Annotated in this window: 13 protein-coding genes and 1 riboswitch; of the genes, 4 read left to right on the top strand and 9 right to left on the bottom strand. The window is 68.6% G+C overall.

Annotation, left to right across the window (positions count from 1 at the left end; genetic code table 11):
- Positions 1 to 88: 88 nt before the first annotated feature.
- From BCO18175_RS01265 to BCO18175_RS01275, 3 genes are all read right to left on the bottom strand, one after another.
- On the bottom strand, positions 89 to 679 hold the full coding sequence (locus tag BCO18175_RS01265) for a phosphatase PAP2 family protein (protein WP_174979022.1): 591 nt from the start codon (positions 677 to 679) through the stop codon (positions 89 to 91).
- An 81-nt stretch (positions 680 to 760) separates the two neighbouring features.
- On the bottom strand, positions 761 to 2077 hold the full coding sequence (locus BCO18175_RS01270; RefSeq protein ID WP_174979023.1) for an Nramp family divalent metal transporter: 1317 nt from the start codon (positions 2075 to 2077) through the stop codon (positions 761 to 763).
- Entirely contained in the window at positions 2026 to 3078 is a 1053-nt protein-coding gene (locus BCO18175_RS01275) for a helix-turn-helix domain-containing protein (RefSeq protein ID WP_174917645.1), read from the bottom strand. Before BCO18175_RS01275 ends, BCO18175_RS01270 begins: the two co-directional genes overlap by 52 nt.
- A 496-nt stretch (positions 3079 to 3574) precedes the next feature.
- Between BCO18175_RS01275 and BCO18175_RS01280 the strand changes: the two genes are divergently transcribed.
- Positions 3575 to 4498: a LysR family transcriptional regulator gene (locus BCO18175_RS01280; RefSeq protein WP_174979024.1), complete on the top strand. Its 924-nt coding sequence runs from the start codon at positions 3575 to 3577 to the stop codon at positions 4496 to 4498.
- Positions 4499 to 4607: 109 nt separating this feature from the next.
- Positions 4608 to 5009: an OsmC family protein gene (locus BCO18175_RS01285; protein WP_174979025.1), complete on the top strand. Its 402-nt coding sequence runs from the start codon at positions 4608 to 4610 to the stop codon at positions 5007 to 5009.
- Positions 5010 to 5102: 93 nt separating this feature from the next.
- Here the strand turns inward: BCO18175_RS01285 and BCO18175_RS01290 are convergent, their stop codons facing one another.
- On the bottom strand, positions 5103 to 5984 hold the full coding sequence (locus tag BCO18175_RS01290; RefSeq protein WP_174917642.1) for a Dyp-type peroxidase: 882 nt from the start codon (positions 5982 to 5984) through the stop codon (positions 5103 to 5105).
- Between the two features lie 489 nt (positions 5985 to 6473).
- Here BCO18175_RS01290 and BCO18175_RS01295 point away from each other — a divergent pair, with 489 nt between their 5' ends.
- Together BCO18175_RS01295 and BCO18175_RS01300 are read left to right on the top strand one after the other, a co-directional pair.
- The gene (locus tag BCO18175_RS01295; RefSeq protein WP_174979026.1) at positions 6474 to 8336 is read left to right on the top strand and encodes an ABC transporter ATP-binding protein; all 1863 of its coding nucleotides are present in this window, start codon (positions 6474 to 6476) and stop codon (positions 8334 to 8336) included.
- Between the two features lie 206 nt (positions 8337 to 8542).
- Positions 8543 to 9256, top strand: a complete 714-nt coding sequence (locus BCO18175_RS01300; protein ID WP_174979027.1) for a riboflavin synthase subunit alpha — start codon at positions 8543 to 8545, stop codon at positions 9254 to 9256.
- Between the two features lie 13 nt (positions 9257 to 9269).
- Here the strand turns inward: BCO18175_RS01300 and BCO18175_RS01305 are convergent, their stop codons facing one another.
- From BCO18175_RS01305 to BCO18175_RS01325, 5 genes are all read right to left on the bottom strand, one after another.
- Positions 9270 to 9881: a shikimate kinase gene (locus BCO18175_RS01305; RefSeq protein ID WP_254607936.1), complete on the bottom strand. Its 612-nt coding sequence runs from the start codon at positions 9879 to 9881 to the stop codon at positions 9270 to 9272.
- 70 nt (positions 9882 to 9951) lie between these two features.
- Positions 9952 to 11193, bottom strand: a complete 1242-nt coding sequence (locus tag BCO18175_RS01310; RefSeq protein ID WP_174979028.1) for a voltage-gated chloride channel family protein — start codon at positions 11191 to 11193, stop codon at positions 9952 to 9954.
- Between the two features lie 79 nt (positions 11194 to 11272).
- Positions 11273 to 11376, bottom strand: a riboswitch (Fluoride riboswitch).
- An 84-nt stretch (positions 11377 to 11460) separates the two neighbouring features.
- Positions 11461 to 12480 (bottom strand): chemotaxis response regulator protein-glutamate methylesterase, encoded by a 1020-nt coding sequence (locus BCO18175_RS01315; RefSeq protein ID WP_174979029.1) that lies wholly within the window; start codon positions 12478 to 12480, stop codon positions 11461 to 11463.
- On the bottom strand, positions 12477 to 14786 hold the full coding sequence (locus tag BCO18175_RS01320) for a hybrid sensor histidine kinase/response regulator (RefSeq protein WP_174979030.1): 2310 nt from the start codon (positions 14784 to 14786) through the stop codon (positions 12477 to 12479). The genes BCO18175_RS01315 and BCO18175_RS01320 overlap by 4 nt, the downstream gene beginning before the upstream one ends.
- Entirely contained in the window at positions 14783 to 15490 is a 708-nt protein-coding gene (locus tag BCO18175_RS01325; protein WP_174979576.1) for a chemotaxis protein CheW, read from the bottom strand. The genes BCO18175_RS01320 and BCO18175_RS01325 overlap by 4 nt, the downstream gene beginning before the upstream one ends.
- Positions 15491 to 15571: the final 81 nt, after the last annotated feature.

The following is a 15571-nucleotide window of genomic DNA, read 5'->3' on the forward strand; positions in this document are numbered from 1 at the left end:
CGGGAAGATGAACGGCGTGGAATCGTGCAACCGCCGGGCGAAAGCCGGTGGCAAGAAAGCGGCACCGGGGCGCCGCGACCGGCTACCGTCAGAATCCGTCGCCCGACGGCGCGCGCACGAACGCGCAGAGTTGCGGCGAATGCGTATCGATCATCTGCTGGAACGGGGCACGGTGCCCGTACGCGATGCCCGACACGAGCAGCAGGCAGACGGCCGCGACGCGCGGCGAGAAGGCACGCTGCCGCGCGCCGTCGTAGCCGCGCAGGAACACCAGCGCGACGAGCGCGCCGAGCATCCAGCCGACGATCACTTCCGGAACGGTGTGCGAATGATCGAACACGCGCGCGACGGCCGTGACCGCGCCGACGGCCAGCCCGGCCGCGATGCCGGGCGCCTTGCCCGGCCGGAACGCCTGCCACAGCATCGACAGCGCGACGGTCCACACGGACGTCGACAGCATCGTATGGCCGCTGATCACGCGAAAACCGAATTGCGGCAGCTCGATGCCGCACCCGGCATACAGGATCTTCGTGGCGCCGACGAGGCCCATGCCGGCGGCGAGCAGCACGCCCCAGCGGACGGCGAGGCGCCAGTCGGTGAGCGCGAGCCACGCCCCGCACGTCAGCGCGATCGGCAAGGTCAGCGCGGCATCGCCGATGTTGCTGATTTCACTCCACATAACGGACTTCGGACGACGATCGAAAGGCCGCAGTTTACCGCATGCGCGCAGCGCGCCTGTTTCAGCCTGTGACAGCCTGTATCAGCTCGCGACACCGGTAATCAGCAGCAGGTTCGTGCCGGTGATGACGACGAACAGCGCCCACGCGGCAACCTGCATCCCGCGCCCGATCGCGTGCTCGCCCATCGTGTTGCGATCACTGACCGAGCGGATCAGCGGCCACATCGCGAACGGCAGCTGCAGGCTCAGCAGCACCTGGCTCCACACGAGCAGCTGCCCGACCGAGTTGTCACCGAGCCACAGCACGCCGATCAGCGCCGGCACGAGTGCGAGCCCGCGCGTGATCAGCCGGCGCTGGTAGCAGGGGATCTTCGTGTGCAGGAAGCCGTCCATGATCACCTGGCCGGCGATCGTGCCGGTCAGCGTCGAACTCTGCCCCGACGCAAGCAGCGCGATGCCGAACAGCAGCGCGGCCGCGCCGCCCGCGATCGGCGTAATCAGCTTGTAGGCCTGTTCGATGTCGGCCACGTTGTGCTGGCCCGTCGCATGGAACGCCGCGCCCGCGACGACCAGGATCGCCGCGTTGACGAGCATCGCGACGAACAGCGACACGAAAGTATCGATGCGCACCAGCGCAAGCGTGTCGCGGATCATCCCGCGCGCACCGCCGACCACGCGCCGCGTCTGCACGACCGACGAATGCAGGTACAGGTTGTGCGGCATGATCGTCGCGCCGACGATGCCGAGCGCAAGCACGATCGCGTCCTTGCGGTCATGGCCCGGATCGCCCGGCACCAGCCCGCCGACCACCGCGTGCCAGTCGGGCGGCGTGATCGCGACCTGCGCGACGAAGCAGAAGGCCATCGTCGCGATCAGCGCGAGCACGATCGCCTCGATCTGCCGGAACCCCTTGCCCTGCAGGCCGAGCACGATCACCGTGTCGAGCGCGGTCAGCACGATCCCCCACGCGAGCGGCACGCCGAGCAGCAGCTTGAACGCGAGCGCGCAGCCGAGGACTTCCGCGATGTCGCACGCGATGATCGACACTTCGGCGGTCACCCACTGCACGACGCGGCCGAACCGGCCGTAGCGGTCGTAGCTGGCCTGCGCGAGATCCCTGCCCGCGACGAGGCCGAGCCGCGCCGCGAGCATCTGCAGGAAGATCGCCGCGAGGCTCGAGAACGCGACGACCCACAGCAGCGAATAACCGAACTGCGAGCCGGCCTGGATATCGGTCGCCCAGTTGCCGGGATCCATGTAGCCGATCGCGACCAGCAGGCCGGGGCCGAAGAAGCGCTTGAGCTTCTGCCAGCGTGGCGCACCGGCATCGATCGTGATGCTGCCCTTTACTTCCGACGGGCAGAAAGGGGCGGTGGCGGTAGTGGGGAGGAGGGACATGGAAACCGGGAATCGAGATCGCGACAGGACGATTCTACGGGTATCCGTCCGGTTTTCCCCTGCGCGGCGGCGCACGCGGCGCAAAGCCCCCCCGCGCCATCGCAGGCCCCCCCGTGCGCATCGGCCGGCGGCGCGCCACGGGTGAGGATCCTTTCACGCTCGGTGACGCGAAATTCGGTCGGCGACATCAGGATGCGCTGGCGAAACAGCTTCGCGAGCCGCTCGCCGCTGCCGAACCCGGTGCGGCGCGCGACCTTGTCGGCCGGCAACGTCGTGTGGACCAGCATGTGGCAGGCGCGCTCGAGCCGCACGTGCTGCACGAATTCGGTCGGCGTCACGCCGATCTCCTTCTTGAAGCGCCGCAGGAAATTGCGCTCGCTCATCGCGGCGGCCTGTGCGGCGTTCGCGATCGAGATGCGGTTCACGCTCTGCGCGCGCAGCCGCTGCGCCGACATCCGGATCGACGGGCTCGCGCTCAGCTCGCGAAAGGCCCACATCGACTGCGTATAGCGTTGCTCGACCGGCCGCAGCATGTTGCTGGCGATCTCCTGCGCGGCGCCGTCGCCGAGGTCGACGCGGAACATGTCGAGCACGGCGGCGAACACGTCGGTTTCGCCGGCCTGCAGCTCGACCGTCGTGGCGACCCGTCGCCCGCCCCGGCCGGGCCGCCCTTCGATCGCCGCCGATGGACGCTGCATCGCCGCGAGCGTAGGCAGGTCCATCCCGTCGACGATCCAGCGCGCATGACGGCGAATGTCGCTGAGGCGACGCTGCAATGCGTCGTCCCAGTTGACGGCCGCGCGGTCACCGTGAAGATGAAAGAACGCGAGCGCGCGACGCCCGTGCTCGTCACCGAGCGGATCGGCCGCGATGCTCACGCCGGAGGACGACTGCAACAGCCCCCCGCTTTCGGACACGTACTTCAACTGGTAGTCAGCACTGTATGCGTGCAGGCGATTCGCCAGGTTGAAAGCCTCGCCAATACGCGCGGCCTGGGCCAACGAAAATCCCGTACTCAAATAGATAACGACCCATCTCTGATCTGCTGCATTCACTGGCCAAGCCCCCGACTCGTTCGACTTCTTTTAATACCGTCGAACTGTCAGGCTTATATTTGGTTTGAATGCGTGCGACAGGACGGCTATCCCGAAATATGAAGCGACGGCATCTTAGCCGAACGGGTCGCGCCTTTGGCGCGAAATGGCCGACGTGGACAGCATGATGGCGGATTACTACAGGCTGTCACGGTTTGCTGGCGGCCCTGTGTGGAATAGCCCGGGCCGATATCGCCAATTATTGCGATTGTGTACGTTGCAATCCGCGCATTTCATTGCGGCTTATTGCGTCGGGTATCCGGATAAATGCACAACCGAATATCGGCGCAAACGATATCGATTCGTATCCGATGCCGCCGATCGCCACGCAGGAAAGCCCGCGTATCCGTTGCCTGCGCATCCTTTAGAATCGGTCCACCATTCACCACGCCGCCCGCGCCCCGTGCCCGCCGATCACCGTCTCGACCTGAACCTGTTTCGCGTGCTCGACGCCGTCTACGTGCACGGCGGCATCGGCGCGGCCGCCCGCGCGCTGCATCTCACGCAGCCGGCCGTCACGCATGCACTCAACCGGCTGCGCGCGCATTTCGACGATCCGCTGTTCGTGCGGCAGGGCAACCGCGTCGTCGCAACCGAACGCACGCGTTCGATCATCGCGGACGTGCAGTTGCACCTGAAAGGACTGCAAGGCACTGCGCGCGCGCCGTCGGCATTCGATCCCGCGACGCTCGACCTGAGCATCGCAGTCGGCATTCGCGACGTGCTCGAGTCGATCGCGCTGCCGCGGATCGTCGCCGCGTTCGCCGACGAAGCGCCGGGCCTGCGGCTCGTGAGCCGCCGCATCGCGGTGGCCGACATCGAGCGCGAACTCGCATCGGGCAATCTCGATCTCGCCGTCGATCGCCGCGTGCCGACCGGACCGCGCATCGCCACCGAACACCTGCTCGACGATTCGCTCGTCGTCGCGCTGCGCAGCGATCATCCGCTTGCGCGCGACCCGCTGCGGCGCGGCGACTATTTCGCGGCGCAGCATGTCGCGGTGTCGTCGCTCGGCGAGCCGCAATCGCTCGACGTGCTGCTCGGCAACGACGGCCGCTTCCGCGATATCCGGCTCACCTGCCAGCACTATTTCGCCGCATGCCAGATCGCCGCGACCGGCAACCTGCTGGTCACGCTGCCGCACACGTACGCGTTGCGGATGGCCGCGCTACTGCCGATCGACGTACGGCCGCTACCGTTACGGCTCAAGCCGTTCCCGCTCCTCGCGTACTGGCACGAATCGCGTGACGCCGATCGCGCGCACCAGTGGGTACGCGAACGCATCGCCGCGCTCGTGCGCAGCAGCGCCGGCGTCACCGGCGCATAGCCGCCGCACGGCAGCGCGGCGCACGCCGTCACGATCGGGGCGGTATGCTGACGGCTGCGCGCCGCCACGCGGCGCCCGCTTCCCTCTTTCCGCTGACCGGAGACTTGCCATGTCGCTCATCCATGCCGCCGCAGTCCTCGACGCCGATGCGCCCGACTACGTCGTCCAGCTGCAGGCCGGCACGCACGTGCTGACCGGCGACGAAGCACCACGCGAAGGCGGCCAGGATCGCGGGCCCGCACCGTACGAGTTCGTGCTGGCCGGCCTCGCCCAATGCACGGCCGCGACGCTGCGCATGTACATGCAGCGCAAGACGTGGCCGGCCACGCGCATCGACGTGCGCACCGAGCTGCATGCCGATCGCGACGGCACGCAGTACGTGCGCCGCGTCGTGACGCTCGACGGCCCGCTCGACGAAGCGCAGCGCCAGCGCCTTGCCGAAATCTGCGAGAAGACGCCGGTCACGCAGTTCATCAAGCGTGGCACGCGGATCGACACGACGTTGACCTGACACACAACGCACGCGGCGCTCGATCGCCGCGCCAAAAAGAAACGGGGGCCGCGCACGATGCGCGGCCCCCCGTTCGTCGATACCGTCAGGCGCTTACAGTCCCAGCGCGGACAGGTCGAGCTTGCCGTCCTTCATCGGCGGGCACCAGAAATACGCGCCCGTCAGCGGCCGCGTGAAGCGAAACAGGCCGTCGACGATCCCGTCTTCCGCGCCGCTCATCCGGCGCATCTGCACGTCGAACGCGCGGAACGAGCAGCCGAACGCCACGAAGTAGAGGCCCGCACGACGCGCGTCCGACCACGGCGACGAGCGACGCAGCATGAACGCTTCGGGCTCGAAACTTTCCTGCGCGGTGCGCTTCACGTGCGCAAACTCGGGCGCGTCGTCGAGTTCTTCGTTGTCCGAGCGGCGGCGCCCGATGATGTTGTCCATGTCGCCCGACGGAATGCGCTCCATCTGGTCGAAGTCGTGCAGCCATTGCTGGACCGCGACGAAGCTCGCGCCGTCGAGCCCCGCGCCCTGCCCCGTCACGATCGCCGCAGCCACCGCGTCGTCGCCTTCCGGATTCTCGGTGCCGTCCTCGTAGCCGGACAGGTCGCGATCGTTCGAATAGCGGAAACCGTCGACGGCGTCCTGCAGCGCGAATGCCGGCGCCAGCGCGCGTTCGATCGCCCGCGCGCGCAGCACGATCTCGCCGCGGTCGCCGCCGCGCAGCCAGACCCACACGTCGGCCGGCGTCGCCGGCAGCGTGCGGTCCTTCACCGCGAACGCCGGGAATTCGGTCAGGCCCGGCACCGGGTGCCCGAGGTGCGCCGCCAGCGCTTGCCCGAACCCGACCACCGTGTCGCGTCCGTCGACGATCTCGCGCAGCGCGGCCAGCGCCGCCGCCACATTGCCGTCATTCGAAATCGTGAAAGTGAGGTATCGGGCCGCCGTATCGATCGGGGTCAGGATGCCTTGCTGAACGTCGCTCATCGTTTCCTCAGGAATGTATCGTGGTGAATCTGCGAGGGCCACGGCGTCGTGCGCCGCAGACGCTGAAGTGTAATCGATGCGCATGCCGGCCCTTGCGCTGCCGCACTGCGGCTGGCCCGCGAGAGAAGGGCCAAAACCCCGAATACTAACCGTATCGACGCTGCAACGCCGCATTCGTCAGACGTTGCGGCGCGCCCTTCACTGCTGATAGAATCTTTACACGTCTTTTCGGCGTCCTTTCAACCGTTCACTTCAGGGGAGGTGCAGATGTTCCGAATGCCAGCAACCTTCCCGAACGTGGTCCCACGGCACAGCTGATCCAGCCCGCCGTCCGCGCCGGCTCCCGAGTTTTCCGCTAACCCGTCAGCCGCGCCGTTTCCCGACAGCCCGTTTCGTTTCGCCGCATGGTTTCCGCGCGGCCCGGCTGTTGCGTTTTCGATGTTCTCCGAACCGGAAAGTCCCGTCGCGCGATGCGCCGGGCAACGATAAATGACCAGAAAAACCACCCATCTGGGCGGCCAGGCATTCCAGGCCGTCTTCGGCTTCACCTTCCGTTACTGGCGCAAGCAGCCGGCCCGCACCGCCACGGTCGCGGGCCTCGCGCTGCTCGCCGCGCTCGCCGACGTGCTCACGCCGCTGTTCGCCGGCCGCCTCGTCGACGCGCTGTCGACCGGCCTGACCGACCGCGCCGCCGCATGGCATGCGGCCCTCGTCGCGTTCGGCACGCTCGCCGCGCTCGGGCTCGGCGCGACGGTGCTGCGGCAAGGCGTCTACCTGAACATCATCACGCTCACGCTGAAGATGATGAGCGAGATCGCGGCCGCGTCGTTCCATCGCGTGCAGCGCTTCTCGACCGACTGGCACGCGAACAGCTTCGCGGGCTCGACCGTGCGCAAGATCACGCGCGGGATCTGGGCGCTCGACCTGCTGAACGACACCGTGCTGATCGCGCTGCTGCCGTCGGTCACGATGCTCGTCGGCGCCACCGTGCTGCTCGGCACGCACTGGCCCGTGATGGGGCTCGTCGTCGGCGCGGGTTCACTGCTGTACATCACGGTGACGGTCGCGGTGTCGCTCGGCATCGTCGCGCCGGCCGCGCGGCTCGGCAACCTGTGGGATACGCGCATGGGCGGTGCGCTCGCCGATGCCGTGAGCTGCAACGCGGTCGTGAAGGCGTTCGGCGCGGAAACGCGCGAGGAAGCGCGGCTCGCGCGCGTGATCAGCAAATGGCGGCAACGCACGCGCCGCACCTGGGTGCGCGGCACGTTGAACGGCGGGTTGCAGGGCGCGATGCTCGTCGCGATGCAGGCCGCGATGATCGGCGTCGCGCTGCGGCTGTGGGCGAACAACGAGGCGAGCGTCGGCGACATCGCGTTCGCGCTGACGATGTTCTTCATGCTGCAGGGTTACTTGCGCGACGTCGGCATGCACATTCGCAACCTGCAGCGCTCGGTGAACGACATGGAAGAACTCGTCGCGCTCGAACGCCAGCCGCTCGGCATCGACGATCGTCCCGGCGCACCGGCGATCCGGATCGGGCAAGGCGAGATCCGCTTCGAGCACGTGACGTTCCGCTACGGCAACCATCCGGTGCCGCTGTACGACGATTTCTCGATGCGGATCGCACCGGGCGAGCGCGTCGGCCTCGTCGGCCACTCGGGGTCGGGCAAGACGACGTTCATCAAGCTGATCCAGCGCCTGTACGACGTGTCGGGCGGCCGCATCACGATCGACGGCCAGGACATCGCGAGCGTGCGGCAGGATTCGCTGCGCAGCCAGATCGCGATCGTCCAGCAGGAACCCGTGCTGTTCCACCGCACGCTCGCGGAGAACATCGCGTATGCGCGTCCCGACGCAAGCCGGGCCGACATCGAGCGCGCCGCGCGGCTCGCCAGCGCGCACGACTTCATCGCCACGCTGCCGGACGGCTATGACACGCTCGTCGGTGAGCGCGGGATCAAGCTGTCGGGCGGCGAACGCCAGCGGGTCGCGATCGCGCGCGCGTTCCTCGCCGATGCGCCGATCCTGATCCTCGACGAAGCCACGTCGAGCCTCGATAGCGAAAGCGAGCTGCTGATCCAGCAGGCAATGGAGCGGCTGATGGTCGGCCGCACGACGCTCGTGGTCGCGCACCGGCTGTCGACCGTGCGCGCGCTCGACCGGCTGCTGGTGCTCGATCGCGGCAAGGTGATCGAGGAAGGCAGCCACGACGCGCTGATCCGGATCGACGGCGGCATCTATCGCCGGCTGTTCGAGCGGCAGGCGCTGGAGCTCGCGAAGGGGCTCGCCGATTCGCCGCGGCGCACGGCGGACGACGCCGCCGGGCCGCTGGGCGAGCCGGCCGAAGTGTGACGCAAGCGCGTCGCGATGCGCGCCGGCGGTGCGGTCATCACCGCCGGCGCGTGTCGATAAACGGATCCGGATCGAGGCCGTGCCAGGTGCACGGCCTTTTTTTCGCCCGCGAACCTCGTCTCTCGCTCCTAAGCGCGCGCCGCAAGGCCGCCGCTTCCGGGATCACTTATCATGTCGACCAGGAAATTTGCGACTAGGGATCGACCATGTTTACAGGAATTGTCCAGGGCGTTGCCACCATCAAGACCATCGCCGATCACGGGGAACTGAGAACCTTCAGCATCGAATTCCCCGAGCGGTTTACCGACGACATCGAGATCGGCGCCAGCGTCTCGGTCGACGGCGTCTGCCTGACGGTGACGACCATCCATTCGCCGGAGCTGATCGACTTCGACGTGATGCTGCCGAGCCTGCGGATCACCACGCTGGCCGATCTCGCGACGGGCGCCAACGTCAACGTGGAGCGGGCCGCGAAGGACGGCGCGGAAATCGGCGGGCATCCGCTGTCCGGCCACGTCGACTTCACCGGGGCGATCCGGCACATCGCGTCGTCCGAACATAACCGGATGGTGCGTATCGGCGTGCCGGAGGCGTTCAAGCGCTATGTGTTCGCGAAGGGCTATATCGCGATCAACGGCTGCAGCCTGACGGTGTCCGACGTCAACCGCGACGAAGGCTGGTTCGATGTCTGGCTGATTCCCGAAACGCGCCGCGCGACGACCTTCGACGCGAAGGGCGTCAACGACACGGTCAACATCGAGATCGAGCGCAGCACGCAGGTGGTCGTCGATACGATCCGGGAATCGGTCAAGGAAACGCTCGGCGAACTGAACGGCGTCGTCACCGCGTTGCTGGCGGAAAAAGGCATCGATATCGAGGAACTGCTGGCGCGCCATGTCGCGCGGCTGCCGAAGCAGTAACGGAGCGGGCGTTTCAGGTCCGTCGCCGAAGCACCGGGATTGGCCGCCCGCCCGCGACCGGTTCCGGGCGGCCTTCGCTCGGTGACATCGACGCGACGATAAAGCGTTCGATGTCGGCGGCCACATGTTCGGGTGGGCCGTCGCTCTCAAACCGCTTGCAGGTCAGGCGCATGAACGCAGGAAACCGGCCGCGGATCTTGCGCGTCTCGTCGGCTTCATTCGCATCCAGATATGGCCGGGACAGTTGCCGGCCCACGACCAGTTTCGCGCAGCGTTCGAGATCGAACGAAGGCAACAGGAGCGCGGTGAATCCGTCCTCCTCGATGCCACGGCGGAGTGCCGGATAGGCTGGCGCGACATCGTCCGGGTACAGCATGAACCCGGACGAAACCGCGCAGATCGCGGGCGCCGACATGTCGCGCTTGAGTTGCTCGTACAGCCGGACGTTGTGCGACGCATACTCGGCATAGCCCCGGTCCCGGATGAAATCGGCGATGTTTCCGTGCACGGACAGGAAGCATCGATCCACGTCGACGAACCGCCAGTTCAGGCGTGCGGCGACGAGCGCCCCGACCGTGGTCTTGCCGGCACCGCCCGGCCCGATCAGATGTACCAGCAACGACACGCGCCCCCTCCGAAGTCGCATGCATCGCGTTCCCCGAGGAGCCGCGACGAACCTGCCTTCCGCGCCCGCCTCACTCCACTTCCGCCTGCGCGCCCTTCCCCACCGCCACACGCTGCGCGCGATAAATCCCCGCGTGCCCCGAGAACAGATACGCGACGACACACGCGACGATCGCATACACGCCGATATCCGCGCCGAACAGTTCGATCGCCATGATCGTCGATGCGATCGGCGTATTGGCCGCACCGGCAAACACCGCGACGAAGCCGAGCCCCGCGAGCACGGGCACCGGCAGCGCCAGCACCTGGCCGAGCGCGTTGCCGAGCGTCGCGCCGATGTAGAACAGCGGCGTCACTTCGCCGCCCTTGAACCCCGACGCGAGCGTGACGACGGTGAACGCGAACTTGCCCGCGAAATCGTAGAGCGGCAGCGGGCCATGAAACGCGGCCTCGATCGTCGGGATGCCGAGGCCGAGATACTGCGGCACGTTCAGCGCGGTCGCGGCCGCGGCGACCAGCAGGCCGCCGAGCACCGGCTGCAGCGGCGCGTAGCGGACGACACGCCGGAACCACGCGGTCAGCGCATGCGTCGCAAACGCGAACAGCCGCCCGACCACGCCGAACGACATGCCCGCGACGACCGTCACGGCCAGCCCCGTCGCCGACACGGCCGGCACGAACGGAATCGCATAGGCCGTGTGATGCACGCCCCACGCACGGCATACGACGTCCGCGACGATCGCGGAGGCGACGCAGGTCAGCAGCGCGTCGTACCGCACGCGCCCAATCGCGAGCACCTCGAGCCCGAACACGGCGCCCGCGAGCGGCGTACCGAACACCGACGCGAAACCGGCCGCGATGCCGCCCATCAGCAGCACGCGGCGATGCTCGCGATCGAGGCGGAACACGTGCGTGATGCGATCGGCGAGCGCGCCGCCCATCTGCACGGCCGTGCCCTCGCGCCCGGCCGAGCCGCCGAACAGGTGCGTGACGACGGTCGCGACGAGCACGAGCGGCGCCATCCGCTTCGGCACGAGCGCCTTCGGGTCGTGGATCTCGTCGATCAGCAGGTTGTTGCCGCGCGCGACCGACTGGCCAAAGCGATGGTAGATCCAGCCGGTCGCGAAACCGGCGGCCGGCAGCCCCCACAGCAGCCACGGGTGCGCCACGCGCGTGCCGGTCGCCCAGTCGAGCGCGATCAGGAACAGGGCGGAAGCCGTGCCGGCCAGCGTGCCAAGCAGGGCCGAGAGCGCGAGCCAGCGGCACACATAGCGCACGGTCGCGAGAAGATCGGCAGAAGTCGTGAAAAACATGATTTCCAGATTCGACGGAACATCAAAACCTGGGCGGCAGAATACCGCATGGACGGCCTGCGACCTCCTGACGACCCAGGAACACGCAGGCATCATCAGCCGGGCTAACCGGCGGTTGAGGGTCGCACCGTGCGCAACGCGCCGCGTACGACCGCAGGGAGGCATGCCATCTCCGCTGGCCGCCATTGTACGCGACGCCCCGCGCCGCCCGCAATGCGGACGCCTGCCCACCGGACCGGGGCAGTGTCGCGCGCCCCTCGAGCGCCGTCAGTCGCGCAGCGGGCGCGTGACGCGCGAGATCAGCTGGGGGGCAATCCGCTCGAGCGGCAGGATCGCCGACGCCGCCCCGATCGCCGCGGCCGCCTTCGGCATCCCGTAGACGGCGCTGGTCGCCTCGTCCTGCGCGATCGTGTAGCAACCCTTCGCGCGCATCGCCTTCAGGCCGAGCGCGCCGTCGCGCCCCATGCCCGTCAGCAGCACGCCGAACGCCTCGCCCTGCCAGCCGTCCGCGACGCTGTTGAAGAACACGTCGATCGACGGCCGGTACGGCGTCTCGACCGGATGCCGCGTATAGCCGAGCACGCCGCGCGGCGACAGATACAGGTGATCGTTGGTCGCCGCGAGCAGCACCTCGCCGGCCTGCGGCACGCTGCCCTGCCGCGCGACGCGCACCGGCAGCCGCGTATAACCGTCGAGCCACTCGGCCATCCCGAGCGCGAACGCCTGGTCGACATGCTGGACGATCACGATTGCCGCCGGAAAATCGCCCGGCAGCGCCCGCAGCAGCGCGGTCAGCGCGGTCGGCCCGCCCGCCGACGCACCGATCGCGACGAGCGTCGGCTGGCCGCGCTCGGGCGCCGGCCCCGGCGGTACGAACGCCGCGGTGCGGCTTTCGAGCAACCGGCCGATCTGGTCGATCTTCGCGAGCAGCGCCTGCGGCGACGCATCGGCCGACAGCCCGAGCGCGAGCGTCGGCGTATCGACCGCATCGAGCGCGCCGGCACCCATCGCCTCGTAGACCGACGACGTGTTCGCGCTGACGCTCGCCGTCACGATCAGGATCGCGCACGGCGCGCGCGCCATGATCCGGCGCGTTGCCGCGACACCGTCGACCTTCGGCATCACGAGATCCATCAGCACGAGATCGGGCGGATGCGCGACGCAGAAATCCACCGCCTCGTCGCCGTCGGTCGCGACCCACAGCACGCGGTGGTCCGTGCGCAGCGCGAGCACGCGGCGCAGCGCCTCCACGGCGAGCGGCAGGTCGTTGACGATGCCGATGTTCATCCGCGCGCGTCCCCGATCAGGTCGTGCACGGCGTCGAGCAATGCCTCGTCGTGGAAGCTGCTCTTCGCGAGGTAGTAGTCGGCCCCCGCATCGAGCCCGCGACGGCGATCCTCGTCGCGATCCTTGTACGACACGATCATCACCGGCACGCGCTTGAGCATCGGATCGCTCTTGATCAGCGTGACGAGCTCGATGCCGTCCATGCGCGGCATGTCGACGTCGGTGACGACGAGATCGAACGCATCGCTGCGCACCGCGTTCCAGCCTTCCATCCCGTCGACCGCCACCGTCACGTCGTAGCCGCGCTTTTCCAGCAGCTTGCGTTCGAGCTCGCGCACCGTCAGCGAATCGTCGACGACCAGCACGCGGCGGCGGCGATCGACGAGCGCGAGTTGCGGATCACGCGTGAGCCGCGCGAGCTGCCCGCCGCGCACGAGCTTGTCGACCGAGCGGATCAGGTCCTCGACGTCGACGATCAGCACCGGGTCGCCGTTCTCGAGCAGCGCGCCGGCCGCGATGTTCTGGATCTTGTGCAGGCGGCTGTCGAGCGGCTGCACGACGAGCATCCGCTCGCCGAGGAAACGGTCGACCGCGACGCCATACAGCTCGGGCTCGGCGCCGACGACCACGACCGCCGTGCTCGTGCGCGCAACGTCGGGCTCGCCCGCGTCGAGCAGCTGGTGCGCGGCAACGAGGCCCGCGCGCCGGCCGTCGAACGGGAAATGCGGCTGCCCTTCGAGCACGTCGATATCGTCGTGCGCGAGTTCGAGCGTGCGGCGCACATGCGCGAGCGGGAACGCATACGGCTCGCCACCGACCTCGACGAGCAGGCTGCGGATCACCGACAGCGTGAGCGGCAACTGCAGCACGAAGCGCATGCCCGCACCCGGCTCGTTGAAGATCCGCACCGCGCCGCGCACGCCACGCACCATCTCCTGCACCGCGTCGAGGCCGACGCCGCGGCCCGACACGTCGGTCACCGCATCGCGCATCGAGAAGCCCGGCAGCAGCAGGAATTCGAGCAGTTCGGGATCGGACAGCCGCGCGGCCGTCTCGTCGTCGGTCAGGCGCTGGCGCACGACGGCCGCGCGCAGCGCGTCCATGTCGACGCCCGGGCCGTCGTCGATCACGCTGACCAGCAGCGAGCCCGCGCTGTGACGCGCCTCCAGCGTCACGCTCGCCTCGGCCGGCTTGCCGCGCGCGCGCCGTGCGTCCGGCGAATCGACGCCGTGGTCGATGGCATTGCGCAGCAGGTGGCCGAGCGGCGCGTCGAGCAGGTCGAGAATGTCGCGGTCGACCTGCGTGCCCTCGCCGACGATCGAGAAACGCACCTGCTTGCCGAGCGAGCGCGCGAGATCGCGGACGATGCGCGGGTACGCGCGTGTCGCGTCGCCGAACGGCCGCATCCGGCACTGCAGCGCTTCGTCGTAAAGCTGCTCGGCGATATGCGTGCTGCGCCGCTCGAAGCGGTCGAATTCGTCCATGCGCTCGGCGAGCGAACGCTGCAGGTCGTTGAGCATGTGCCGCACTTCGTTCATCGACGCGAGCATGCCCGCGTCGAGATCGTCGGCGAATTGTTCGTACATCAGATCGAGCGAACGGGCCGCATCGCGCTGCGCGCGCTTCACGCGCAGCATCGATTCGGCGAACGGCTTGAGCCAGCGCGATTCGACCAGCGATTCGCCGGACAGGCTCAGCAGCCGGTTCAGCGTGTCCGCGCGCACGCGGCGCATCGCGCCGGCGCCGGCCACGCGGCCGGCCTGGGCCGGATCGGGCACCCCGCCCGATACGGCAAGCGGCGGCACCGAGGCACTGGCCCCGACGGGCTCGTTCGCGGCGCCGTCGTGCTCGCGAAACGGCAGGACCGACGGTGGCGCGGACGGCGGCACGGCGGCCGGCGCCTGCATCGTCTGCGCGCCGTCGGCGCCCGTCAGCGCCGCCGCGAACACGTCGATCTCGGTCGACGTCACGGGCTGCCCCTGTGGATCGCCGACGCGCACCAGCAGGTCGACGCCCGCCAGCAGCACGTCGACGTGCGTGGCCGTCAATGCGATCGTGCCGGCCTGCGCGGCGACGAAGCACTCTTCCATCCGCCCCGCGATGTCGACGCCGAGCGGCACACCGACGATGCGCGCAGCACCCTTCAGCGAATGCGCGGCACGCATGCATGCCTCGAGCGCGACGGAATCGGGCTCGCCCGATTCGAGCGCGAGCAGCCGCTCGGACAGCGCCTGGGTCTGCGTGCGGGTCTCCTCGCGATACAGCTCGAGCAGCGACAGGTGGCTCAGGTCGTCATCGCCGCTCATCGCATGCTCCGTGTCACCGCGTCGAACAGGCGGTCGTCGTCGAGCAGGCCCACCGACTTGCCGCGCCACGACAGCACGCCGCGCGACAGGCCGGCGCTCGCGCGCCCGACCGTCGCCGGCACGGGCACCCAGTCGGATGCGCCGAAGCGCAGCACGCCCTCGACTTCGTCGACCGGAAACACGACCGGGTCGCCCTGGTGCGCAGCCACCAGCAGCCGCGTGAAGCGGCCATCGTCGCCACCGCTGCCGCCCTTGTCGGCATCGAGGCCGAGCAGCGCACCGATCGAGATCGCGATGCGCAGCGTGCCGCGGATGTTGACCACGCCGCGCACGGCCGAATTGCGGCGATGCGGCAGCGAGTGGATCGGGCGCGTGCCGGCGATCTCGCGCAGCACGCCGATCGGCAGCGCGAGCCATTCGCCGGCCACGCGGAACGCCAGCGCCGCGTGGTGCGCATCGGCATCGGCGTCGTGCACGTGCGGCGCGCCGGGCGCGCTCATCCGGCGCGTGGTGTCGGCCATCTCGGCCCCGTCGAGCGGGCGCTCGAGCAGCTTCGCCGCGTGATACGCGTACACCGAGCAATTCAGGCAGCGCAGGCAGTCGTTCAGCCGCTCGCACGTGCGGTCGCCGCGCGTGCCGATCCGGTTCCAGCAATCGTCGACGTCGATCGTCGTCTCGTCAATGGCAGCGGCGGCGCGGTTCATCAGAAATTGCTCCGAGAAACTCCGCCATTGATGGCGGCAAGGAAAGGCGTGCTGTTGACAGGTAGCTTCTTCCACGGGTTA

The sequence above is a fragment of the Burkholderia lata genome, from assembly GCF_902499335.1.
GTDB classification, from domain to species: Bacteria; Pseudomonadota; Gammaproteobacteria; order Burkholderiales; family Burkholderiaceae; genus Burkholderia; species Burkholderia lata_B.